Annotated in this window: 20 protein-coding genes and 6 tRNA genes; 6 read left to right on the top strand and 20 right to left on the bottom strand. The window is 42.9% G+C overall.

Annotation, left to right across the window (positions count from 1 at the left end; all coding sequences use genetic code 11):
• Window positions 1–707: 707 nt before the first annotated feature.
• From Q0257_RS06530 to Q0257_RS06520, 3 genes are all read right to left on the bottom strand, one after another.
• On the bottom strand, window positions 708–1,409 hold the full coding sequence (locus Q0257_RS06530) for a hypothetical protein (RefSeq protein ID WP_298023105.1): 702 nt from the start codon (window positions 1,407–1,409) through the stop codon (window positions 708–710).
• Window positions 1,410–1,411: 2 nt separating this feature from the next.
• Window positions 1,412–2,494 (bottom strand): molybdopterin dinucleotide binding domain-containing protein, encoded by a 1,083-nt coding sequence (locus Q0257_RS06525; protein WP_298023108.1) that lies wholly within the window; start codon window positions 2,492–2,494, stop codon window positions 1,412–1,414.
• A 103-nt stretch (window positions 2,495–2,597) separates the two neighbouring features.
• Window positions 2,598–3,917, bottom strand: a complete 1,320-nt coding sequence (locus Q0257_RS06520; RefSeq protein WP_298023102.1) for a molybdopterin-dependent oxidoreductase — start codon at window positions 3,915–3,917, stop codon at window positions 2,598–2,600.
• A gap of 510 nt (window positions 3,918–4,427) precedes the next feature.
• Between Q0257_RS06520 and Q0257_RS06515 the strand changes: the two genes are divergently transcribed.
• Window positions 4,428–5,327, top strand: a complete 900-nt coding sequence (locus Q0257_RS06515) for a tetratricopeptide repeat protein (RefSeq protein WP_298023099.1) — start codon at window positions 4,428–4,430, stop codon at window positions 5,325–5,327.
• A gap of 30 nt (window positions 5,328–5,357) precedes the next feature.
• Window positions 5,358–5,927, top strand: coding sequence for a hypothetical protein (locus tag Q0257_RS06510; protein ID WP_298023096.1), 570 nt, complete (start codon window positions 5,358–5,360; stop codon window positions 5,925–5,927).
• A gap of 325 nt (window positions 5,928–6,252) precedes the next feature.
• Here Q0257_RS06510 and hcp read toward each other — a convergent pair whose 3' ends face one another.
• Window positions 6,253–7,581: a hydroxylamine reductase gene (gene hcp, locus Q0257_RS06505; protein ID WP_298023093.1), complete on the bottom strand. Its 1,329-nt coding sequence runs from the start codon at window positions 7,579–7,581 to the stop codon at window positions 6,253–6,255.
• Window positions 7,582–7,988: 407 nt separating this feature from the next.
• On the opposite strand from hcp, the gene Q0257_RS06500 reads away from it, so the two are divergent.
• The gene (locus tag Q0257_RS06500) at window positions 7,989–8,546 is read left to right on the top strand and encodes a metallophosphoesterase (protein ID WP_298023090.1); all 558 of its coding nucleotides are present in this window, start codon (window positions 7,989–7,991) and stop codon (window positions 8,544–8,546) included.
• Window positions 8,547–8,688: 142 nt separating this feature from the next.
• Here Q0257_RS06500 and Q0257_RS06495 read toward each other — a convergent pair whose 3' ends face one another.
• The 16 genes from Q0257_RS06495 to Q0257_RS06420 form a co-directional block, all read right to left on the bottom strand.
• Window positions 8,689–9,228, bottom strand: a complete 540-nt coding sequence (locus tag Q0257_RS06495) for a macro domain-containing protein (RefSeq protein WP_298023088.1) — start codon at window positions 9,226–9,228, stop codon at window positions 8,689–8,691.
• The gene (locus Q0257_RS06490; RefSeq protein WP_298023085.1) at window positions 9,225–10,148 is read right to left on the bottom strand and encodes a WYL domain-containing protein; all 924 of its coding nucleotides are present in this window, start codon (window positions 10,146–10,148) and stop codon (window positions 9,225–9,227) included. The genes Q0257_RS06495 and Q0257_RS06490 overlap by 4 nt, the downstream gene beginning before the upstream one ends.
• A 45-nt stretch (window positions 10,149–10,193) precedes the next feature.
• Window positions 10,194–11,015 (bottom strand): Sir2 family NAD-dependent protein deacetylase, encoded by an 822-nt coding sequence (locus Q0257_RS06485; RefSeq protein WP_298023083.1) that lies wholly within the window; start codon window positions 11,013–11,015, stop codon window positions 10,194–10,196.
• Window positions 11,016–11,024: 9 nt separating this feature from the next.
• Entirely contained in the window at window positions 11,025–11,849 is an 825-nt protein-coding gene (locus Q0257_RS06480; protein ID WP_298023080.1) for a hypothetical protein, read from the bottom strand.
• A complete protein-coding gene (locus Q0257_RS06475; RefSeq protein WP_298023077.1) occupies window positions 11,737–12,252 on the bottom strand; it encodes a PD-(D/E)XK nuclease family protein in 516 nt (171 codons plus the stop codon). The genes Q0257_RS06480 and Q0257_RS06475 overlap by 113 nt, the downstream gene beginning before the upstream one ends.
• Before the next feature lie 56 nt (window positions 12,253–12,308).
• Window positions 12,309–13,787, bottom strand: a complete 1,479-nt coding sequence (locus Q0257_RS06470; protein WP_298023074.1) for a DUF2779 domain-containing protein — start codon at window positions 13,785–13,787, stop codon at window positions 12,309–12,311.
• Entirely contained in the window at window positions 13,774–15,495 is a 1,722-nt protein-coding gene (locus Q0257_RS06465; protein ID WP_298023072.1) for a DUF262 domain-containing protein, read from the bottom strand. Before Q0257_RS06465 ends, Q0257_RS06470 begins: the two co-directional genes overlap by 14 nt.
• Complete coding sequence (locus Q0257_RS06460) at window positions 15,473–16,825, bottom strand: DUF262 domain-containing protein (RefSeq protein ID WP_298023069.1); 1,353 nt, start codon at window positions 16,823–16,825, stop codon at window positions 15,473–15,475. The genes Q0257_RS06465 and Q0257_RS06460 overlap by 23 nt, the downstream gene beginning before the upstream one ends.
• Window positions 16,826–16,925: 100 nt before the next feature.
• On the bottom strand, window positions 16,926–18,953 hold the full coding sequence (locus tag Q0257_RS06455; protein ID WP_298023067.1) for an ATP-binding protein: 2,028 nt from the start codon (window positions 18,951–18,953) through the stop codon (window positions 16,926–16,928).
• Between the two features lie 247 nt (window positions 18,954–19,200).
• Window positions 19,201–19,275: transfer RNA gene (locus tag Q0257_RS06450), tRNA-Asn, on the bottom strand.
• Between the two features lie 14 nt (window positions 19,276–19,289).
• Window positions 19,290–19,374: transfer RNA gene (locus tag Q0257_RS06445), tRNA-Leu, on the bottom strand.
• 49 nt (window positions 19,375–19,423) lie between these two features.
• Window positions 19,424–19,500: transfer RNA gene (locus tag Q0257_RS06440), tRNA-Arg, on the bottom strand.
• Window positions 19,501–19,515: 15 nt separating this feature from the next.
• Window positions 19,516–19,592: transfer RNA gene (locus Q0257_RS06435), tRNA-Arg, on the bottom strand.
• A gap of 6 nt (window positions 19,593–19,598) precedes the next feature.
• Window positions 19,599–19,675: transfer RNA gene (locus Q0257_RS06430), tRNA-His, on the bottom strand.
• Window positions 19,676–19,680: 5 nt separating this feature from the next.
• Window positions 19,681–19,757: transfer RNA gene (locus tag Q0257_RS06425), tRNA-Pro, on the bottom strand.
• A gap of 74 nt (window positions 19,758–19,831) precedes the next feature.
• Complete coding sequence (locus Q0257_RS06420) at window positions 19,832–20,461, bottom strand: non-canonical purine NTP pyrophosphatase (protein WP_298023064.1); 630 nt, start codon at window positions 20,459–20,461, stop codon at window positions 19,832–19,834.
• Between the two features lie 105 nt (window positions 20,462–20,566).
• Between Q0257_RS06420 and Q0257_RS06415 the strand changes: the two genes are divergently transcribed.
• The 3 genes from Q0257_RS06415 (at window position 20,567) to Q0257_RS06405 (ending at window position 23,925) form a co-directional block, all read left to right on the top strand.
• Window positions 20,567–21,865 (top strand): MFS transporter, encoded by a 1,299-nt coding sequence (locus Q0257_RS06415; RefSeq protein ID WP_298023061.1) that lies wholly within the window; start codon window positions 20,567–20,569, stop codon window positions 21,863–21,865.
• Window positions 21,862–23,073 (top strand): molybdopterin molybdotransferase MoeA, encoded by a 1,212-nt coding sequence (locus tag Q0257_RS06410; protein WP_298023057.1) that lies wholly within the window; start codon window positions 21,862–21,864, stop codon window positions 23,071–23,073. Before Q0257_RS06415 ends, Q0257_RS06410 begins: the two co-directional genes overlap by 4 nt.
• Before the next feature lie 339 nt (window positions 23,074–23,412).
• On the top strand, window positions 23,413–23,925 hold the full coding sequence (locus tag Q0257_RS06405; RefSeq protein ID WP_298023054.1) for a DNA-deoxyinosine glycosylase: 513 nt from the start codon (window positions 23,413–23,415) through the stop codon (window positions 23,923–23,925).
• Window positions 23,926–24,233: the final 308 nt, after the last annotated feature.

Genomic DNA, 24,233 nt, shown 5'->3' with positions numbered 1-24,233 from the left:
TTTCAAAATTTATGTGTCGTGTGAGGCGTGGAATTCTATAGGCGATGTGGAATTTTAGAATTCATGCATTGCGCGGGCTTATAATTTTATCTCCTGCATAAAATTTTAAAATTTGCACCGACGTAAAGATGCGAAATTTGTCGGCTAGCGCTGAATTCTAAACGCAAGGCTACAGCGAATTTATCTGCTTGCGAGTTTGAGCTACATTTTGAAATTTTGCACAAAATCTGCTTAAAATTTTATTTCTGCGAACCGTGCGCCATGCGCTTATAAAATAATCTCAAAATTTATGAGTAAAATTTAGATTAAAATCCGTATTGATGTCGCGCAGTTATAGTTTTCGGTATAGAATTTACACTATGGATTTATGGCGCGAATTTTATTTGAAATTTCGCTTTAAAAATTTAAAATTTGCGCGGTGAAATTCCTTCTGCGGTAGAAAGCTACCGCGTGAAATTTTACTGCGCGAAATCAAGCAGAATTCCGCGCATAAGTCTATAGCCGAAATTTACGCCGTGGCGAATGAGCTTACTCGCACAAAAGGGTGCTAGCGCAAAATTTCATAGCCGAAATTTCCTGGGCAGAGCTTTACTTTGTAAATTTTAAAACTAAATTCCGCTTCGAGTATTAAAATTCTAAGTTTACTTAGCGGGCGAGATTTAAGTGATAAATTCCACCCGCTGCGTAAATAGCAAGCGCTTTAAATTTCATTCCACGGGCGCTTTGCTTTGCAAAAATCGCACGAGGGTCTCGTATTCGTCGGGCTGCAGCCCCGAGTTTTGTATCATCGTCTCGACCACGCTGGGCCAGACATTGACGTTAAACTCGTCGTATCCGTGCAGCGCGTGACAGCTGCCGCAGCGCTCCTTGAATAGATTTTCGCCCGCGTCGTAAATTTTAGCCGCATCGTCCGTCACTGCGAGCTTCGCGACGTAGCCGTCGATAGTGACGTTCGCCCATTCGTTATCGTAGTCGTCCTTCACGGTCTTTAGCGTCTTTAGGCTCTTTGCGTTTTGCGCTTGCAAGTCCTGCTCCAAAATCCCAAGCCTTGCGTAGCTTACGTTGCTTCCTTCGGGCACGAAGCCCGCGTATCGCACCTGCACGTAGTCCTTGCCGTCCTTTAGCACTTGCAGCTTCGCGCCTACGTGCAGCTTGGCAATCTCCTTGCCGCCCGCTTTGTTTAGAAGCGGGGTTTGAGCCGCGACGAAAAGATCCGTCGCGCCCAAATGGCAAGCTGCTGCGAGTAAAAACGCCGCTAGTGCTTTGGATAAAATTTTACCTCGCTCGGGTGCGCAAATTTTATCCGTTTCGCATGAAATTCCACCCGAGCCCGGCGATGAAATTCTAGCTGAGCGAGGCGATGAAATTTGACCTCGCTCGCTCGCGTAAATTTTAAAATTTTGTCTCATCGCTAGCTCCTTTTGCCGAATTTCGGCTGTGAAAATACCGCAAGCGGCGGAAGCTCGCCCTCAAATTTCTCGATCTGCACCAGCGCGGTGGCTTGGTTGCCGCACGCAAGCTTCGAGCTAGGCTCGTTGGGTACCAGCACGTTTACGTTGCCGTGTACGCACATATCGCCGCTAGAGCTAAAGAGCGGATCCCACCAGCCGCCCTCTTGCATCCTCACGACGCTTTGCTTTACGTTTTCGGTGACGATGAGCCCCGCAAGCGCGGCACCGCGATCGTTGAAAACCCTAACTATGTCGCCGTTTTTAAGTCCTCTTGCTTCGGCATCTTTTGGGTGCATCCACACGGGCTCGCGACCGCTGATTTCTTCTAGGCTTCGTAGCCAAGTGTTGTTTAGCTGCCCGTGCAGGCGGTATTTCGGATGCGGAGTTATTAAATTTAGCGGATACTTTTGCGTCTTTTGCGCATCACCCAGCCACTCCATCGGCTCCATCCAAGTTGGATGCGCAGGGCAGTCGTCCAGCGCCGCTTTAGCGATCTTTTTCGAGACGACCTCGATCCTTCCCGACGGCGTTCCGAGGCGGTTTATGATAGGATTTTTTCTAAATTCCTCCATCGCTACGTATTCGTAGGCGTGCTTTGGAATTTCAAATTTCACGAAGCCCTTTTTCCAAAACTCTTCAAATTCCGGCATCTTTATCTTCGATGCGTCCGCTTTTTTCTTCGAAGCGTCGTAAAACTGCCTGATCCACTCCATCTCGCTCTTGCCCTCGCTAAACGCCATATACTCCTTCTCGCCGAACTGCTTTAGAATTTCGCAGTAAATTTTATAGTCGTTTTGCGCCTGCTCGTAAGGCTCGGCGATCTTATGCATAGCGATGATAAATTTATTCGTATGCGACTTGGTTATGTCGTCGCGCTCCTGCTCGGTAGTAGCGGGCAGCACGATGTCCGCCATGCGTGCGCTCGCCGTCCAGAAGCACTCTTGGACTATGAAGGTATCGAGCTTTTCAAACGTGCGCGCGAGCAAATTCGTATCGGGGTGGTGCATATATGGGTTGCCGCCCGCCCAGTAAGCAAGCTTGATGTTAGGGTAGGTTATCTTTTTGCAGTTAAAATCTATCTCCTTGCCGGGGTTATTGATACAATCGACGATACGCGAGACGGGGATTGCGATGTTGTCGCGGTTTTTACTCGCCCTCGCTGGCAGGCACGATACTCATGCTGCCTAAGCCCGGAAAAGCCGAGGAGGTAGTCGCCGCGCCGCTTGAGAGACTTAGCGCGCTTCCTACCGGAGCTGCGGGGCTAGGGCAGCCGCCGTCGCTGTAATGATAGCCAAAGCCGTATCCACCGCCCGCAAGCCCGATTTGGCCCACGAAAGCGGCAAGCACCGTTGCCATCCAGTGAAACTGCTCGCCGTGATGAGCGCGCTGCGGACCCCAGCCGCACATTATCATAGTGCGCTTGCTGCCTAAAATTTTAGCCAAGCCCTTGATCTCATCCTCGCTTACGCCGCAAATTTTAGACGCCCACGCCGCGTCTTTTTTGAGCCCATCTTCGCTTTCGCCTCTAAGATAGGCTTTAAATTCCTCCGCGCCGTGAGTGTATTTTTTAAGAAATTTTTCATCCGCAAGTCCTTGCGCCATCATCTCATAACATATCGCCATCATCATCGCAACGTCGGTGGTAGGGTTGATCGAAATATGCTCGGAGCCTAAAAATTTAGCGGTGTTGTTATATACAGGATCGATCGTGATCACCTTTACGCCGCGCTTTTGCATCTGCTCTTTTAGCTTTGCGAAATACAAATAGCTCTCATGATCGGGCACTGCCCATGCGATCTGATTGGTATTGATCGGATCGGCACCCCAGATGAGCACTGCTTCGCTATGCTTTAGGATCGTAGGCCACGCGGTTTGCAGAGCGTTGGCCTCGTCCGTTCCGCTGATGTGCGGGGTTATCGCACTTATACAGTGGCACGAATAGTTAAGCTTTCTCGTAGTGTAGCCGCCGATGATATTTAACATGCGACCGAGCAGGGTTTGCGGGTTATTTACGCTGCCGACGCTGTACCAGCCGTAGCTACCGCCGTAAATCGAGCTTGCGCCGTGGTCTTTAAGTACGCGCTTTAGCTCGTCCGCTACGAGTTTATACGCCTCATCCCAGCTAATCTCGATCCACTCGTCCTTGCCGCGCATGCTTTTGTCGCTCTGCCAGCCTTTTTCTAGATAGCCTTTTCGTACGCAGGGTCGCGCGATGCGCGTAGCATCGTATGTGCGTGCTGCGATTCCCTGAGTAAGGCTGATCGGGAAAAAATCGAGCTCGCTTGCGCTTAAAACGCCTTCAAATTTGCCGTTTCGCCTAAGGGCCCTAACCGCGCCGAAATGCGAGGCGGTGATCGGCGCATCCTCGCTATTCATCAGATCGTCGCTGATGACGCTAGTAGCGTTTGCACTCGCCGCACCTGCCGCACTCGCGGCAACGCCTTTTAAAAATTCGCGTCTTTTCATTTTCTCTCCTTTAATGTGAAATGAATGAAAGATTTATGGAATTTTAGCATTAAAAATTGCGAATTTTCGGTCTTAAAATGAAATTTTAAGTTATAGAGCGAAATTTTATTTTTCTATTTTTAAAAGAGCGCTCAAATTTCGTGGCTTATAAAAGCTTAAATTATAAATTAAGTTTTTAAAATAATTTTACTTTAGAAATTTATTTTTGAAATTTTGCACATCGACTCTTAAAAAATTTTAGAATTTTTGAGTATATCAAGAGCTCGTCGGTATTAGGCGCTATAAAATTTCATAGCGCCAGTAAGTCATAGATTGAAAATTAGATATTGATGCGACTACCGTACGCAGGCTGTAAAACATGGCAATCGTATATTTTTGCGCTTATTAAGGAGGAGGTATACTTTCGGCTAAATTTTTAAAAACAAATAGAGCAATAAAATTTAATGCCATTAAATGACAGTATCTGACAACGAAAAGTGAAATAATACGAAAAATTTTAAGGAGGAAGAAATGAAAAAAATCATTTTAGCTTTGGCTTTTTTAAGCTCGTTTATGTTTGCTGAGGAGGCGAAAGAACCGACGCCCGAGGAGGTGATAAGCGAAATGGAAAAGGCTTGCGAAAATGGCAAGGGTTTTGCGAATGAGAACGCGACCATGAAGTATGAGGAGACGTGCGGTATGGTTGGCGCGGCATATGAAAATATCCCTGAATTAGGCGATCTCGGCGTAAAGCAAGATTTACAAAAAGCCTTTAAATTTTATAAAAAAGCGTGCGACGGCGGCCATGCTCTTAGTTGTTTCGGATTAGGAGGATTTTATCATGAAGGGAAAGCGGTAGCAAAAGACGATAAAAAGGCTCTTGAGTTCTTTGAAAAGGCATGCGATACGGGCTATGAAAGCGGCTGCACTATGGCGGCTATTATGAGAGGCGATGCTGCAGATATAACAAATGCGTCTGCGCAATATAAGAAAGATTGCGATAGCAAGGACGATATATTTGCTTGCGGGTTATTTGCCGTGTTTATGGAGGGAAAGGATAATAATGAAGCGGCGAAGTATTATAAAAAGGCCTGCGAGCTTGGTAAAAACAGCTCGGATCTCGCATTACAAAATAGTCCTAGATTTAACGATGCGGTAAAGCGATATTGCAGCAGACCTGCTGAGCTTGAAGCGCAAAATTTAAGGGCTATGCAGGACGTAATTAAAGCGAAAATCGCCGAAGAGTATAGAATATCTTGCGATTCTGAGGGGAACTGGGTATCTTGCGCGATATACGCCTCTAATATAGAGAGCGACGATCAAAGAGTGGCGATGAGATACTACGACAAGGCGTGCAAATTGGGCAAAAAAATCATAAGTATCGATTCTAACAAGATACTGCAAAAATCTTGCGAAAAAGCAGCTCACTGAGGTGATTTTAAATTTATGTGAGGAGTTATAATGAAAAAGATAATTTTAACTTTAGTGCTGTTGGGCTATGCAGCGTTCGGCGGTTTGGGAACTAAAATAGATGAAATCGTCTGCGAAGCAGGACGCACTGACTCCTGCGTCTCTGCTGCCGCATCGTATCTGAAAGAAGCCGAGCGATCAGATAATCTGACGCCCGAGATTGATCTAGGCAAGGCTGCAGAATTCCTAGGCAAAGCTTGCACAGGCAAGCATAAAGCAAGTTGCTTGCAGCTTGGTATGATGTATCAAGAGGGAAAGGGCGCCAAACAAGATATGGCGCAAGCCGCGCAGCTTTATAAAAAGGGATGCGATGGCATAGGCGGGGAATGGGCGGCTTGCGGATTGTATGCAGAGTATCAAGTCGGCATAGAAGAAATGCAGGAGGCGTCACTTTATTACGAAAAAGCCTGTAGACTCGGCGACTGGGCGCGTCTTGGTACGACGGACGAAAAAGTAGGGGATATCGTAAATCATTTATGTGAAGCGTCCAAATCGCTAAAATCATTCCGACCTAAAGAGTCTGCGGCGCAAAGGCTTCTACGCGATGCCGCACGACCTTAATTATGTGGCAAAGCTATAAGGCGAGTGCTTTGCTAGGCGTAATTTTCACAATATATCACTCGTCACCACTTGCCTAATCGTGAGTATTTTGAAATTTAACGGCATAAATTTAAAGCCGCTTGATTAACTTATACGAAGCATTTAGTGAGATTATGAAATTTTAAAATTTAAATAAGACGGACGGCATAGTCGTAAAATTTAAATATGAGCGTCGGCGCAAAATAGCCGTGAATCGGCTAGCTCCGCTAAAAGCGCTATATAAAGGGTAAATTTAAAACGGAGCTTTGCCGAATTCAAAATTTACCCGATTTGCTCGCTATAAAATTTATTCGCCCAGGAAGTATTTCAGATCCGCCTGCGCGTCACCGCTGATTAGGCGAAGACCGAAATTTTGCACCAAAAAGCCCAAAATTTCGTCGTTGAAAAACTCAGGCACCGTAGGACCCACGTTGATATTCTTAACGCCTAGGCTAAACAGCGCAAGCAGGATGATGACCGCCTTTTGCTCCATCCACATCAGCACGATCGAGACCGGCAGATCGTTTACCGCGATGCCCGTAGCCTCGCTAAGCGCCAGAGCGATCTTGACCGCGCCGTTGCTGTCGTTGCACTGGCCTAGATCGATATAGCGCGGAAGCTCGGTGCCGGGCACGGTTCCGAAATCCACGTCGTTGAAGCGGAATTTGCCGCAGCTGGAGGTCAAAATCACGCAGTCCTTCGGCAGGCTAAGCGCTAGCTCGCGGTAATACTCGCGTCCCTTGCCGGGTGCGTCGCAGCCTGCGATGACGAAAAAGCGGCGGATTTTGCCAGATTTGATCGCGTCTAAAATTTGCGGCGCGAGGCTCAAAATCGTCTTGTAGTGTCCGCCCGTCACCAAGCTCTCGTCGCTATCCATGCTCACGTCGCCGCATGCAAGCGCGCACTCGATGAGCGGCGTAAAATCGTCGTTTTGGATATGTTTGACGCCGTCCGTGCCCGCGATAGAGTAGCCAAACAGCCTGTCTGCGTAGCTACAGGACGAGCGAAGCGGCACGATGCAGTTCGTGGTCATCAAAATCGCGCCTTTAAATTCGTTAAAAAGCTTGGTCTGATCGAACCACGCCTTGCCGACGTTGCCCTTTAGATGCGGATACTTGCGAAGCTGCGGATAGCCGTGCGCAGGAAGCATCTCGGAATGGGTATAGATATTGATGCCCTTGCCCTCGGTCGCTTTTAGCAGCGCCTCAAGAGCATGCAGGTTGTGTCCGCTAACCAAAATCGCTTTGCCCTCGACCTTGTTTTGGCTTACTTTAACCGGGGTCGGTACGCCGAATTTTGCGGTATGCGCCTCGCTTAAGATATCCATCATCTGAACGCCCGCGCTTCCGACAGCCATCAGCTGCGCGATATGCTCGTCAAAGTTAAAATTTGAGTTCGTCAGCGTGAAATACAGTGTATCCGCCATAACGGTATCGACCGCGCTAGTATCGGCGCCGAGCTCGTGCGCGTGGTGGCGGTAGGCGCTAAGGCCTTTAAGTCCGAAAACCATAGTGTCTTGAAGTAACGCTAGCGTCGAGGTTTTGCCGCAGGTGCCGCGGTCTTGGCCTTTTGCGCCACAGCCCTCTGGCGCGCTCATTTGGCACTGATGACAGAACATCTCTAGATTGTCGCTCATAGAAAATCCTTTGTAAAAAAATTTAGTTGGTAATTTTAAGATTTTATTTAGGCAAAAAAATTGATTATAATCAATAAATGGCTAAATTTTATCAAATTTATTTATAAAATGAGAATTCGAAATTTCGTGGATTAAATTTAAACTATTTTTTGGCAGCGAAGTCGCTGCGTAAATAATTTAGATATAATGCACAGAAATTTTAAATGAAGATGATAGGCGCAGAAAGGCTAAGGATTGCGTTCGGGCAGTCAAAAATTTAAGCGGCAGGCGGGAAGCTAAAAAGCTGCGCAGTGCGACGATTACAAGCTATTTTTGGCGTTTTTTTGGTATCGACGACGAGGCGTTGGACTAAAATCGAGTAAATTCGCAAAGCGCCAAATTATGCGAAATTAATAGAAAGAAACGATATGAAAATTCTACACGCAAGCGATCTGCACTTCGATAAAGCAAAATTTGCTCAAATTTTAAGGCTTAAATTCGACGTTTGCTGTATAAGCGGCGATCTGGTAGACGCAAGCCAAAACGATATCGCAGAACAAAAAACATGGGTACGGCAGTGGCTAGAAAATTTTAAAAAGCCGCTTTTCGTATGCAGCGGAAATCACGACACGGATGACTCTGGCGACGCCACATGGATGAGAGCGCCGAATCTTTACGCAGACGGCGATGTCAAGACGGTCATGGGTGTGAAATTCGGCTGCGCTCCCTATCTTTATGCGGATATTTTGGACTTTGCGGAGTGCGACGTGTTGCTAGCACACGTCCCGCCCGCGCGCACGCAAACGTCCGTGGAGCATAGTAGAGACTTTGGCGACGTGCAACTTTACCGAGCGCTGAAGCACGGACTTATGAAAGCAAAAATTATCTTTTGCGGTCACGTGCACGATCCGATTGCGCGCGTAGATCAAATAGGCGGCTGCAGGGTATATAATTCAAGCCTGAAGCTTAATATTTTAGAAATTTAGCTTTAAAATTTCAAATAAATTTATAAAATTCTAATGGAAATTTCATAATAGCGAAGTGTGGTATCATTGCAAAATGTTCGGCATTAACGAATTTGATCCTGCTTGCTATTGATAGAGCGTTTTGCTTGTAGCGAGCCAAAATTTAGCTTTTAATCAGAATCTCTTTGAGTAATTCAAAATCGCTTTCATTAAATCCGTAAATTTCAACTTCGCATTCTTTCTCTGCGTCTAAATTTTGTTTGAAAAATCGCTTGTATTCATAAATTACTTCGCGCTTATCAAGCCTGCTTGCTCCGCATCCCATTAGCGGTAGAGCTATTTTTATATGCTTGTTTTGATCTTGCAAGACTATCTCTTGCAAATTATTTAAAATTTCTACGATAGTGTTTAGGCTTGGAGCCTTAGGTTTTGACCTATCGGTATAATTCATTACGGCGGCATGCAATACAAATGGAAAATTTATATGATTTGAAGCGGTTTTAACGACATCTCCTTGCTTTATGTCTTTTATTTTTAGCTGCTCTTGCATATACTCTTCTAATTTTGAGCCGCAACGCCTTTTAAAAGCCATGGATACACCGCTACCAAGCAGCATAGCCGTATTTGAGGGGTTTACCAGATAACCGGCTTGCGCGTCCAATAAATCGCCGAATTTTACCTTTATTTTATACGATATACTCATTTTATCCCCCTAAAATACTCCCCTGTTTCATCTTTCACCACATCGGCTAGCTCCTTTGGCTCAAGCACCTTGACAAATGGTATGTAGTAGTAAATGAGCGGTTTTATCTCCATTATATTCGTATATTCTATATCGATTACGACAGAGCCATCGGGGTCTTGCCCCATTATGTTTTGTTTAGCATATGGTTTTCTCTCAAAATACTTCTTTATTTGCGGAGCCAAAAGCAGCCTAGCCGTCTTTGGCTCATCCAACGTCGCCCACGCGGAGTTTATATTTTTTAGTCTATCCTCTATTTTTGCTTCTACTTCAAATTTGCCCTCAAGCACCTTAATATTTGCGATGCTTTTTAGATGAAATTTCTTAAAGGTATCGTTTTTACCAATATCAAGGAAAAGCAAATACCAAAACCCATCAAACATAGCTAGTTTTAGCGGTTTTATCTTAAATTTAAAGTTATTATATTCGCACTCTACTAGTCTTTTTTCTTTGGCGGCGTTTTCAAGTAGCTCGAAATTTATAAAGTCATCTTCACTTAATTTTTCGCTGCTTATATTGGTTAAAATCGGATGATTTAGCCGGTTTGTGATCTGTTCTAGCAAAACGTGGGCCTTTGAGTAGAAATTTGCGCCCATAGTTTTTGAGATATTATCGAGGATATTTATGACGGTGCGCTCTTCCTGATCTAAGCCATCTTTGATTTTAGTTTTATCTATGCTCCACATCCTGCCGTTTCTTACAGCTCCATTTTTCGCTAGCACCTCGTAAAGGTCTCTTTGGATAGTTTTGGTGCAAACTCCAAATTTTTCCGCGAGCTCGGAGATGGAATGGGGTTTTCTGCTAATTAAGGTGGCTATTTCGTTTATGCGTTCGTATTTGTTGCTACCGGATTGCGGGATTATTTTTTGCGGTTTTTGCATCTAGGCTCCTTTTATATTATTTTATCTAAAAATAAAGGGATAATATCAGCCAAGGATCGCTATTAATCCTTCAAGTCCGCCTGCCTTTATCGCCATACCTCTATACGCGCTTACGTGAGTATCTAGCGGGTTTATGCGGATTAGATGAGCGCGCTTAAATCTTTTTGCCATCCTTTCTCCGTAAATCCTGATCGTAGGCACCGCAAGACCTGCTCCAATCTCAATTATGGCTATTTTGGAGTTCATATTGTGACTAAGCCATGTATCATACTTTTTGCGCTGCGCCCAAGCTCTTTTGTGATTAAATTCGTGGTCGTAAAACATCAATATGTTTGGGCGGCTCACGCATCCACACTCGGGGCAAACGGGCATCTTTGTAGCGATAAATCTATCCTCATCCACTTCGACATTATTTTCGTCCATATTCCAGATGTTTCCGCCATCGTTGTGGATACACTGCGCGTGATGTATGGAGCCATGGATCTCGTAAATTTTATCCTTGTCAAATCCCGCCTTTTCAAAATGTCCGTCGACGTTTGAAGTGTAGATAAAGTAGTTGCCACCTTTTTCTTCGCAAAGATTTTTTAGTAGGGTAAAACCCTCGTGAGGCTGGGTTGCGTTATAGAGCTTTAGCCTGTGTCCGTAAAATGCCCAGGCTAGCTCAGGGCTGCTAAAAAACCACTGCGGATTTGCCATTTCCGTAAAGCTTAAATTTTTATCCTTTAAAGTCGGATAGGCTTTCCAAAATCCAAGATCGCCTCTAAAATCAGGCAGTCCGCTATCTACGCCCATGCCTGCTCCTGCGGTTATGATGACGGCATCGGCGTTTTCGACGATCTCTTTTGCGCGAAGGATCATGTCTTGCATAACTTGTGCCTAAATTAGCTTTGCAATTTCATCGGCTAGCAGCTCTAGTTCATTTTTCATTTTTATTAGCTCATTGACTAGTTCCGTCTCACTATATTTATTTACGATTATTTCTCTTAAAAACTGATCCTTTTTAAGCCATTTCCACCTTGCAAACGTTGTGCCTATTTTCCACTCAGCAAGCGTAAATTTAGCTTGTATATCTTTTATGCGCTCCTTGTTGATCCCTATGCGCTCCTTGTTGTTCCCGCTCTCATTATATTTAAGCCCAATATATGGATTTAAAAAATTTCTACTATCAAATTCTAGGGTAAAATTTATAATACTATTACGACCCCAATCATATTTATAAAAACTTATAGGTGAAAAATATCTTTTCGTATCAGCATCTTTTATATCATCGACATGCCATTCTTGCGGTAGCCTTTTTTCGAGCTCAGTTTTTACGTTTAACATAAATTCATTAAGTTTATTCGAACTGGCTATATCGAAATACTTATTTTTTATCTCCTCAACTATATCATAGTTTTCGAGTATTATCTTACTAATCTCATTTGTATCCATCTGTACTCCTTTATATTTTCCATAAATTTTTTCGATGACATTTTTGTATTGCGATATTACGGCGCTCAAATTTGTTAAATTCCCCGTTTCTTCAAGGCATAGATCAAGCCACGCAGTTATCTCTTTGTCGTATGAAATCGCCTTAAATTTAGCGATTTCATCGCCCTTTTCGTTTGAAATTCTGCCGTCTTTGATTTTTAGTCCGTAGGCTATAGCCGGTAGGCTCGCGCCCTTGCGGTGATAAAAACAGCACGTAAATTTCAGCTTCATTGCCGTTTTCTTGTTGGATAGTTTTTATATATCTTTTAATCTGAGCCTCTTGATCGCCGGCATAAATTTTATTTTCTAAAATAATATGCTTCGTGCCGTCAGTTATGTAGATATCGATATTCTCATATTCTTTATAGACTTTTGCGATTTGCGAATTTAGCCCAAAATCCTCTAGCCCGCATGCTTTTATAAAAAGCTCCAAAAATAGCTCTTTTTGATAATGCGGCGAGTTCGGATCGAGTAGCGAGCAGATAAAGCGCGAGTGCAACCGCACTTCGTCGCTAGCGTCAAAAAGCGCCAAAAATAGATTGTAGTCATTATTGCCGCGCAGCTTTTTCACTTCTAGCTTATCGCTTAAGACTTTGATTTGCTTTAGCATAGATTCAAATTTCTCTATATCCATATCTCCTCCTTTAAAATTTTAAAGCATTGTAGCAGACAAACTAGGCATTTTTTGTCTTAGTGCACAGCCTCATAAAGTTTTTCTAAAATTTTAACCATTGCTAGCGTATCGAGCTTACAGTATTCTAGCAGAGCCTGCTTATAAGCTTCGCGCTCTGTTTCTTTCATAAAAGTCATAGCGGCGTATGCTTGCATAGCTTCGCCTCCGTGATGGATTAAATTTAAATCCTTATACGCCAATTCTAATTCGGGCACGAGTGCGGGCAGGACGTATTTTATGGAGTAGCTACCTTTCATTTTCGGATGGTAGTAGCTTTTGCTTGCAAAGGGTGCCATGAGGTCTTTTATATTGTCGTGGATAGCCATAAGCTCATTTGAAATTCGAGGATAGTTTGTGGCAAGACGTCTTATCACTCCCTTTTCAAAGCTCATGTTGTAGGCTAGCACGCAGGCGTCCTGCGGGATAAATTTGATTAAATTTAACGCTAGCTCGTCGTATCTAGGGGCCCCCGGTTCTACTAAAAACTCGAAATGCTGTAAATTTCCCTTGCCGTCGTCTTTGTGGATTGAAAACTGAAAAGGTATCTGCTCGTAAGGCCTAAGCCCAATAAATTGCGGCACCGCCTGCTGAAAGGTCTCGAAGTCGAGATGATAGAGCGGGTAGCGGAGTGTATCCAAAAACTCTTTTATTGCATCTTTGTCTATGATCTGTTCTTGCGAGATTTCTGATTTTATTTGGATTTGCTGAGAGGCGTTAAATTTACTTAGATCTTTTATATCGTTAAATTTAACCACGCCGCTTTTATAAAGCTCAAATTTCTTATCGCTTCTTAGACGAGAGATGTCAAATACACTATACTCCGGGATAGCTCGCTGCTTATGCCAGCAGTACTCCCGAGCGTCGCAAGCGTAAGGATTTGAGCAATGTGCGCCTATATCAATGTCGGGCTCATCATTTTGGCTTAAAATCTCATCAAATTTATTTAAAATTTTAGGAATATCTCGCTGCTTTTGCTTCACTTGCTCGGTTATGTCCTGCACGCAAAATAGCTTTTCAAGCTCTAGCGTTTCGTCTCTTGTGTAGGTGCTATCGATGTGGATTATATTTACGCGGCTCACCTCGTAGCCAAGCGAGCTAATGACGTAATACTGAATGGCCGCATCGTCGATATATACGTCTTTTACGGAAGTCGAACTCTTTACTTCGTTGATGATAAGCCCATCCACGCCTATGCGAAGGATATCAACCATCACAAGGATGCCGTCAAAGCAAAAAGTGGCCTCGTATATGACCTTTGTGCCGCGCTTGATAAGCTCTTTTGTTTTTGCTATTTGTGCGTCAAAATCGCCGCTAAATTCTATCCTTTCTCCACTGCTAAATAGCTCACAGGCTAGCTCGCCTACTGATGTTCCGGTATCAAATACCGCCTGCGCGCTATCATCTGGAGCTTGCAAAACTTCAGGCTTTTTCTTTTTAAGCCACAAGCTCTTTTCACACTGAAGGCCGCGGATGTAGAGGGATTTAGAGAGGGTCATTTGTTATGCCTTGAAAAAGAATTTGCTTCATTTCATCGCCGAGTCTACCGATCATATCCCTATCGTATCCCTTTTGCGATGCGTAAAATATTAGCATTTTTATACTCGAGCTTGGGCCTTCCTTTATCCTTTTTAACTTCTCGCCAAAATCATAATCGCTTAAACTAGAGTTAAAATCCTTTCTTATTAAGGCCAAATTCCCAAAATCATCTAGTGCTTTGCCATTTTCTTGCAAATTTGTTGCCCACATATGTTCCACCGTGTCTTGGGATTTGATTAGATATTCATCTCTATTAAATTTAGGAAATACTTTTTTTATATCATCCGCGCAAGTATCACAAGCACTTAAACTATTAAAATCTCGCCAAAGTAGGTATTCTAGCCTATAGAACCAATAGTGCGGTACTGCTGTTCCAGTATCTAAAAATTTAGAGTCGATTTTTTCAAGTACTGGCGTTTCCAGACTTTCGCCTTTATAAATTTTTCCTATAACGTCATTTATGGTTTCTACTATTTTACGAGATTCATTGTTTTTTAAAGCGCTCTTTGCCAGCTCGTTATCCAATTGCTCGAGAAATTCAATAACCTTTTGTGTATTTTTATCATTACAAGCATCTAGTGAGTTTTTGTCTAAGAAAGCCAAAAGTGCGGCAATAAATTCAGGCTTGTCGTATTCGCTAGTATAGTAAAATAATCTTTGCAAATTTAGCAATATTTTGTTTTTCATCTCGTCATCTCTATAGACGAATTCATCAAATTTTTTACGCATACTTTCTAAAAAAGCAATAAACTCATAGTGCAAATTTGTCTTTTCTCTAAAAACTTTTTCAAATTCCCCCAAAAGTTTATCTTTGTCTATGATAATCTTATTATTAGGGTCCACCTTATTCTCAGAATCCACATTCAAGCCGTTTTTGGCAACAAACACCTTCAAAACTAGAAGTAAAAACACCGAGAATTTTACTAAGCTTTTTGTATGAGAATTTGTTTTGGTTTGCTTTTCTTCTTTGCCATTAAAATCTGATTCCAAAAGCTCTCTTATTGTTTTTGGTTCGATAGGCAAATCTGCTTGATTTCTTTCTAAAATTTGATCTTTATATTTTTCGTCCATATTTGAGATCATATCCCATTTTCTTGCTACGTCTGCATAGTTATCTTTAATATTACTTAAAAATCTAGCCTTTAAAACTTGATGATTTTCAAGCTGAATGCTTTTTGTGTTAACTAGTTCAAAATACTCAGTAGCTTTGACATTTTCTGGGATAATAGTCATCGTAAAAATAGCCGAATTTATATTCTTTTCGAAACTATCTTTACACAAAATTTCATTGTTGCTAGCAAAAAGGATGGCATCTAAAATTTGTCTATTTACATATTTGCGTTCATTTACGTTAAAGTTTTTTAGTTTTTCGCCATCGCTACTATCTATTTCATAGCTTAGTTCAAACGGTTTTTCTTTTACTCCTAAAGCCATAAAAATAATATAAATAGTAGTAAGTCTTTGCTGTCCATCTATGACGATAAATTTATCATCATTCTTCTTAACTACGATATTGCCGAGATAGTGCCCTTCTTTGCCGTTTATATCGCTTATTAGTTTTTCAATATCCTGTTTTTTCCAAGAATACGCTCTTTGGTAAAAAGGTATTTCAAATTTATAACTCTTTATGCTGTGTATAGTACGATTATTTGCTTTTGCTTCTTCCATCTTCTTCTCCTTCAAAATTTATAATATTAAAAGAATTATCGGCCATGTAGTCCCTGGTGTACTTTGTCTTGTCCTTTATCCTATTATAATGCTTTTCTCGATTTTTGGGCAAAATCTTCGATATTTCTGCATTAGTTTTTAGCTCTTTTTCTATTTTTACTTTCAGCGTTTCCAATGTGCTTGAGGTATCAGTAAGCTGCAAAAGCCGTTGAACTATTATCCGCGGACTATCACCAGAAATTCTATCATATCCGCAGGCGACGCCAAATATATTTAAAAACACTAAATTCGCAACCTCGTCTAATGCCTTGATACTAAACTTGTCGGCAATAAATAGCAAAACTACGTGGCAAGCATGATTTAGATAACTACATCCCGTAAAATATTCATGAAAATATATGAAATTACTTTCAATGTATTTTAAAATATCGCAATACCGAAAAACATATTCAAAAAAGCTCGCCCCTCCAAGAATATCATCCGTGAGCGATATATTGCTTTTGTAAATTTTGATTTTCTCATCAAAATGGTTTTTAAATTCCTCAAAAATAGAATAATTAAACTTATACCACTCTTCATCTGCACCATAATAACCAAAAGTTCTATATGGATTAAAAGCGTCAGTTTTAGTTCGTCTTATATATAGTGCGCTTCTTAATGTGCGGAATATCAAATTTTCTCTCAAAAACCAAGATGTATTAATGTCGTATAAAGAATACTCATTCCATTTTTTAGCGTAGTGAAGCATTAGTTGCTTTGATTTTGTCTCGTCCATAAACATTAGGTGGTGGTTTTTGAGTAAGTCCGTTTCGCTAAGAGCTCTACCACTGGTATTGTGCGTATCAAAGTATAAAAATGCTTCGTCTAAATTTCCTGTCTTTATATATGTAAATTCGACTCTATTCTTTATGTAACTTATAAATTTTTCTTTGTCTTTTATATTGTCGCACTCCGCTTTCAAGAGATCGAAATTTCTTTTCAAAGCCTTATGCGATAAGAAATTTATTTTATTATCTAAAAAAGGCACTTCATTATCACCCAGAGCTTTTAAAATAATGGCTAGTGTAGTTATACGTTGCTGCCCATCGACTATATTGTTAATTAATTCTTTGTTTTCATGTGCTTCCTTATGCAAAATTATGTGCCCTAGTAAAATTTCATTAGAGCTTCCATTTTTAAACGATCTTTTAATGCTTGAAAGCAGTCCTAAAGCCAAATCCTCACTCCATACATATGGGCGTTGGTAGTATGGGATTTGATAATTTGCGCTACTTAGTATGTCATCTACACTTAAAATGTAATTATTCTGCTCATTGTCGTCATTTGTCATAGTATTTCTCCTTAAATCTTTTAAAATTTTACTATAAAAAGCCTAAAATTTTTATCCTTTAAATAAAAATGATACCATTTTAATTCCGCTAGTTGTGTTGCTAAAACCCTATCCTTTTTACTTTCTTTTCATTTTTTAAAGCCACTTCCCGTTCTAATCTCTCATAAAAATCATCGCTGTTTTTAACCTTTTTAAATTTAGCCTGTCTTCGCACGCTCGCAAAATCTCCTGGCGCCAAAAAGCTTAAATCCGAAATTCTTGCAGCTAGGTTTTCGTCAAATTTTATCCTTAGTGATGCACACTCTTTTTTGAACAAATTTAATGCTTGATTTGGCAATAAATATCCGAACTCAAGCTTTAAATCAAATCTTCTAAGACTTGCTTTATCGAGATTATCGATCAAATTCGTCGTAGCGATAAAGATGCTGCCAAAGCTCTCCATCTGCACTAGCATTTCATTTACTTGAGTTACCTCCCAGCTTCTAGCAGCTAGGCTTCTATCTTGTAAAAAGCTATCGACTTCATCAAATACGAGCACTGCTTTTTTGCTACCAGCCTCTTTAAAAGCCTCGGCTATATTTTTCTCGGTTCCGCCGACCCACATAGATAAAAGCTCACTTCCTTTTTTGATGATAATAGGCCTTCTTAGGCTTTTAGCGATAAATTTAGCATAGGCGCTCTTCCCGGTTCCTGGTACTCCGTAAAGGCAAATCCTAGCGCTTTTGCTCTCTTTTATGCCCTGCATTAGCTCGTTTAGGTCGCAGCTTGAGTTTACGAAATTTGGATCATAGCTGCTAGGTAGATCATCTTTTAATCTGTCTTTTTTCTTGTCCTTTTCTAGCGCGCCGTAGCCTTGCGCTTTTAAAGTGTTGCTTATCACGCGCTCAAAAGCCTTATTTTTATCTCTTAAACTTAAGCTCGAAACGACTAAGCTTGCATTGCTAATGATTGCGGGCGCAATAAATTTATTTTTTGCAAGTTTATTGATTAGCTTATTATCTATCAAATTTGCGCTATATTCTTTGATGATCCTCGCTCTTACATTTTTATTAGGCACCTCAAGCTTTATGGCTAGATTAAAACGTCTAATGACGGCCTCGTCCATGCTATAAATATTATTCGTAATCCAAATAGTAGGTACTTCATTGGTTTCAAGAGCTCTATTTATAAAGGCTTTGCCGTATTGCCTTTTCTCATCGTTATTTATGTTAAATACATCCTCAGCCTCATCATACATCAGCAAATTTGAACCTGCTTGCAAGATATTTTGCGCGAGGCAATAAGATTTTATTCTTTGGGCTTCATTATCGTATCCGCTTTCGTCTCCATAAGCAACCTCATAAAGCTTTAAACTTAATTCTTTTGCTAAAACCTTGCTAAGCTCGGTCTTGCCTGTACCTGCAGAACCGTAAAAAAGCACGTTTACGCCTTTTTGTCTTTTGCGGATAGCATTTTTTAAAAAAGAGATTAAAATTTGCGTATCATCTTTAATATGAGCATAATTTTTAAGAGTTAAATTTGTATTGCTACAAGGTTTTATGGTGCTTGCGAAAATTTCGTCTATGCTTTCGCATTTAACAAATAAAGCGCCTATGAAGTCGTTATTTATCACGTCAATTTTTGATCTTAAATTGCGTCCGTAGATATCTAATTTTATAAGTGAAGTTTTAGCAAAAATTCCATCTTTTTTAAAAGCTCTTTGCACGTCAATAAAGCTTAAATTTAATATCTGTGATATGGCTTTTGCAGCCTGTCTATCGTTTAAATTTTCTGTCAGCTCGCAAGCGTCCGAAACGATTTCGTAATTAAACATAATCGCGACGAACCTCAAAATAGCCTTTTCGGTATCGTTTAAACCTAAATTTGCTTGAAGCAAATTTAAATTATATTCGAGCTCTTTTAACTCGCATGAAATTTTGCTTTTCTCAAGAACGGCAAGCTTATCTTTTAGGATTTTAATATCTTGCCGGGTTGGCTCGTCCGAATTAATCTCTAAAAATTCCAAAAGGTTGCCATATTTGGATTTTAGAAATTCTCTTTGTCCTCCAGCACAAAATATCGCTCTGAGTATCCAAAGACTGGCAAGGTCATATATCTCGCTATCTACGAATAAATTTCTGTTTTTCATTAGTGCCTCCTTGTTTATTTGGAGGTATTTTACTATGTAAAGAGGACGGATTTATGTCCACATTAATGTAAATATATGTTTTGTATGTGAATTTTATATCATTTTTACAATACAAACGAGTTGCTATATTTAATATGCTTGCGTTTTCAGTAAATTTACGAAAGGCATTTTTTATAGAGCTTAATATATAAAAGGTATTTTGCACTAAAATTTTATATTTTACTAATTAAGGATTAGGGAATTTAAGTGGCTCCGGATGCTGGATTCGAACCAGCGACCAAGCGGTTAACAGCCGCCTACTCTACCGCTGAGCTAATCCGGAACGCGTAGAATGGATGGTGCGGATGAAAGGACTTGAACCTTCATGCCGTGAGGCGCCAGATCCTAAGTCTGGTGTGTCTGCCAATTTCACCACATCCGCAAAAAAGAAAGCGCATATTAGCCAAAAAGCTCTTAATATGAGCTTAATATGGTACGCCCAAGAGGATTCGAACCTCTGGCCTACGGCTTAGAAGGCCGTTGCTCTATCCAACTGAGCTATGAGCGCAAAATATCAAATCAGTGGTACGCTCGAAAGGAGTCGAACCTTCAACCTACAGATCCGAAGTCTGTTGCTCTATCCAATTGAGCTACGAGCGCATAAAGTGGGGTGAGTTGTGGGAATCGAACCCACGACCCTCAGGACCACAATCTGATGCTCTAACCTACTGAGCTAAACTCACCACAATGGTCGGAGCGAAAGGATTCGAACCTTCGACCCTCTGGTCCCAAACCAGATGCGCTACCAGCCTGCGCTACGCTCCGTAGATTTTTGTGGATTGAATAAAAAGCGTATTATATATATTTTTTCTTAAATTCCGCTTTTTACGGCTTTAAATTTAATGAAATTTAGCAAGCCTCATCTGTTTTTCTAAATTTTTCAACAAAATTTGCATCAGCGCCAGCCCCTTCGTACGGTGCGAAATTTCAAATTTCACCGCAGCGGGTAGCTCCCCGATCGTGCGGTCAAATCCGCGCGGAATAAACATAAAATCGTATCCGAAGCCGTTTTGCCCGCGCTGCTGCGTTATCGCCGTGCCGTGCATGAAGCCGTGCGTACAAAACTCGCCCAAATCGCATTTTAGCGCGATCGCCGCCGTGTAATGCGCAGGGCTCTCCTCTAGCCCCAGCGCGCGTAGGCTAACGGCTAATTTCTCGCGGTTGCTCGCATCCGTCGCGTCCGCTCCGCTAAAGCGCGCCGAAAATATCCCCGGAGCCCCGCCCAGCGCGTCCACGCAGATACCGCTATCGTCGCTTAACACAAAAAATTCGCTCTGTAAATTTTTACTTTTTAGCGCCTCATGCACTGCGCGAATTTTGATAAGCGCGTTTTGTTTGAAGCTCGCGCCGCACTCGTCGATCTCAAAAGGATCCAGCACCTCGCCGAGTGCACACACTTCGTATTCCGTGAAAAATTCTTTTATCTCTTTTACTTTATTTTTGTTGCTCGTCGCAAGTAAGATTTTCATCCGCTCTCCTTAAATTTAATGCGCCATTTTACCCAAAATCAAAGAATTCATTACGATTTTTGGCTATAATCGGCGCAAATTTCATATTATTTAAGGTCTAAGATTATGCTAAAAAGCGTCCTTCCACTTAGTTTTATCATCGCTACGAGGTTTTTTGGATTATTTATTTTGCTGCCCGTGCTTAGCCTGTATGCATTGAGCTTGCACGGCGCAAACGAAAGCCTAGTGGGGCTACTTTTTGGAATTTATGCGATTATGCAAGTGATTTTGCAAACGCCATTTGGAGTGCTAAGCGATAAGATCGGACGTAAGAAAACCCTTGCTATAGGGCTGGCGCTTTTTATCGTGGGCGCTTGCGTTTGCGCGGCGAGTGAGAGCATTTATACGATGATTTTTGGGCGCTTTTTGCAAGGCTGCGGTGCTGTAGGAGCCGTAGCTACCGCACTAATTAGCGATTTTACGCGAGAGGAAGAGCGCGGTAAGGCGATGGCGGTAATGGGCGCGATGATAGGCGTGAGCTTTGGCGTAGCAATGATTTTAAGTCCGCTTTTAAGCGCCAAATTTGGACTTGCCAGCCTATTTCATCTAAGTTCGGCACTTACGCTTTTATGTTTGGCGCTGCTTTTTTTCGTAGTACCTACCGAACCGCATATCCGCTCTCTGCGTCAAAAGGTCCCGCTCGGCTCACTTTTGAGCGATAAAAATTTAATGCTTATGAATTTAACGAATTTTTTTCAAAAAGCTTTCATGACGGCAGCGTTTTTTCTAATTCCAATTTTGCTCGTGCAAAAATTCGGACTTTCCAAAAGTGATTTGACTAAAATTTATGCTCTAGGCGCTATTTTCGGCTTTACCGCGATGGGCGCGAGCGGTGCTTTAGGCGAAAAGCGCGCGCTAGCTAAGCAAATTCTACTTATCGGCATTTGCTTTTTCATCGCTTCGTATTTGATTTTTGCGTTTGCTAGCGGGGCGAGCGCTTTCGTGGTGGGTGTGATGCTCTTTTTCGTGGGATTTAACGCGCATGAGCCCATTATGCAAAGCCTTGCGTCCAAATTTGCCAAAGTCGCTCAAAAAGGCGCCGCACTTGGGATTTTTAATTCGTTCGGATTTTTTGGCAGTTTTTTGGGCGGGCTATGCGGCGGCGCACTTTTTGGCAAAATTGGCATCGAAGCGCTAGGCATTGGCGTCGCGGTTTTGGGTGTGATCTGGCTTGTGCTACTTTCTAGGCTGAGCGATCCAAAACTTTTTAAGAATTTATACTTTCCTAAAGGCGGCGATTTTTCCGCACTACAGGGCGTAAAGGGCATTATTGAAATTTACGAGACCGATGGCGAACTCGTTGTGAAATTTAACTCGAAACTGATAAATGAAGATCAAATTTATAAAATCGTAGGAGGCAAATGATGGAATTTGAAAAATTTGAAAGCGCGATGGAGCGCTTCGCAAGCACGGTGCAAAAGTCATCGCGCATCGAAAAAGTCGCGATCACGCAGGCGCTGGGGCGTATTTTGGCAAGCGACGTCGCAGCGCCTTTTAGCACTCCGCGCCGCCCGACCGCCGCGATGGACGGCTACGCGCTAAAGGGCGCAGATCTAAGCGAGGGGGCTAAATTTAAGATCGTCGGCACGACGCCTGCAGGCAAGATGCCTGGCGCCGCGGCAAAAGCGGGAGAATGCGTCAAAACCTTCACTGGCGGGCTAATGTGCGAGGGTAGCGACACGCTTCTGCCGATCGAAAACGTGCAGGTACAAGGCGGCGAAATTATCGTCGCAAAGCCTGTCGCGGCGGGCTTTGCCGTGCGCGCAGCGGGCGAGAGCTACCGCGAGGGCGAGCTTTTGCTTCGTAGCGGCACGAAGCTCGGCTTTTCGCAAATCGCGCTGCTAGCAGAGCTTGGTCTATTTCATATAAGCGTATTCATCCGCCCAAAAGTAGCGATCCTAGCCACCGGCAGCGAGATTAAGGATCTGGGCGAAAAACTCGAAAACGACGCTCAAATTTACAGCTCCAACCACATCGCGCTTGCAAATTTAGTAACGCAGCTAGGCTGCGAAGCGATGATAATGCCTCTAGTACGCGATGACGAAAAAGAGCTGGAAGGCGCGATCTTATCGGCTTTACAGAGCGCCGACATACTTCTAACCAGCGGCGGAGTGAGCGTCGGAGACTACGACTTCGTGCAAAGCACGCTACAATCAAAATTTGAGCTCATCGTAAAAGGTGCGGCGATCAAACCGGGCCGCCACGTGCGCGTAGCCAAAACCGGCGAAAAATATATCTTCGCATTCCCGGGCTTCCCGCTCTCGGCGCTCATTACGTGCATTTTGTTTCTGCGCGTATTTTTGCAAAAATCCTTCGGCGTGCACGAAAACACCGAATTTAGCGCAATCTTGGATCACGACTACGTAAAAAAGACGCGGTGGCTGGAGTTTATGCCCGCCGTTTTGCAAAACAGAGAGGGGCGGCTTTTTGTTAGCCTGCAAAGCAAAAAGCAAGGCTCCAGCGCGATTTTGAACAATTTAGACGACGATAGCGTCCTGCTCGTCGCGCCGCTCGAGGTCAAAGAGCTCAAAAAGGGCGAGCTCGTGCGCGTAATCTCGGTACCTAAAATTTAGCGCGTGGCAGTTCGGGGCAGTTGCGGCGGATGGAATTTTAACTGCCGCGACGGTTAAAATTTTGCCGTCGCGAGGCTTTAAATTTAGCCGCGAAAGCTCTGCTTTGTGGTCTTGGAAAGCTGAAATTTAGGCCCAAATCGCGCGCCGCGGCAAGACCATCGGAATTTTTACTGCGAGCCACTATACAGCGAGTGCGCCAAAATATCTGCCGCCGCGCAACTTCAGCTCCAAGCTGCTTCACAGGCGAAATTCGGGTATTTGCGAGAGATAAAGTGAAAATGAAAGATAAATTTATGGCGCTCCGGCGGGCGTTTTCGGCGAATACAAAGCAGGCGTAAAATGAGCCAGAGCCACCCTTTTAAGCCGATTTTTGATAAAAATTCTAAAATTTTAATCCTCGGCTCCTTTCCCTCCGCCCCCTCTCGCAAGCTGGGCTTTTACTACGCAAATCCGCAAAATCGCTTCTGGCGGGTGCTGGCGCAAATTTTAAACGCGCCGCCGCCTGCGAGCACGGATGAAAAGATAAAATTCCTGCTCGCCCGCGGCATCGCCATCTACGACGCGGCGATCTGCTGCGAGATAAAGGGCTCGAGCGACGCCAAAATGACCGCCGTCGTGCCTGCGAATTTAGAGCCGATCTTTAGCGGCGCGCGTATCGCGCAGGTATTCGCAAACGGCGGCAAGGCGCATGAAATCTGTGAAAAATACCTAAAAACTCAAATTTTAAACGCAACCGGCAAAGAGCCCGTCAAGCTACCCTCGACTAGCCCTGCGAATGCAAATTTTAGCTTTGAAAGGCTCGTGCGCGAGTGGACGATCGTCGCAGATATGTTAAAGCGCGCCGAAATTTAACGCTCAGCTCCGTTAAACAGCGCGTGCAGGCTTACGGGCACGGCTTACGCTCCGCCCGCATCATAAACCAAATCCACAGTCCAAACTCCGTGAGGATTTATCTAAAATTTAGCTTCAAATTTTAAAATTCTTCAAATTTAACCAAGCCAAAAGGAAGCAAAATATGAAAACCTGCAAAGCCGCGCAAAATTCGCTCAATTTGGGCTTAAATTTAATGCGAAGTTTTAGCTTTCCAAGCGCATTAAAATTCCTGCTCCTGCTTCCGCTTTTGGCGCTGGGCGCGCAAGCTCTGGAGCCAAAAATCGTAA

Source organism: uncultured Campylobacter sp. (assembly GCF_938018035.1).
In the GTDB taxonomy this organism is placed as follows: Bacteria; Campylobacterota; Campylobacteria; order Campylobacterales; family Campylobacteraceae; genus Campylobacter_B.
Note: the sequence above shows the minus strand (reverse complement) of the source record. Positions and strands in the feature narration are given on the sequence as shown.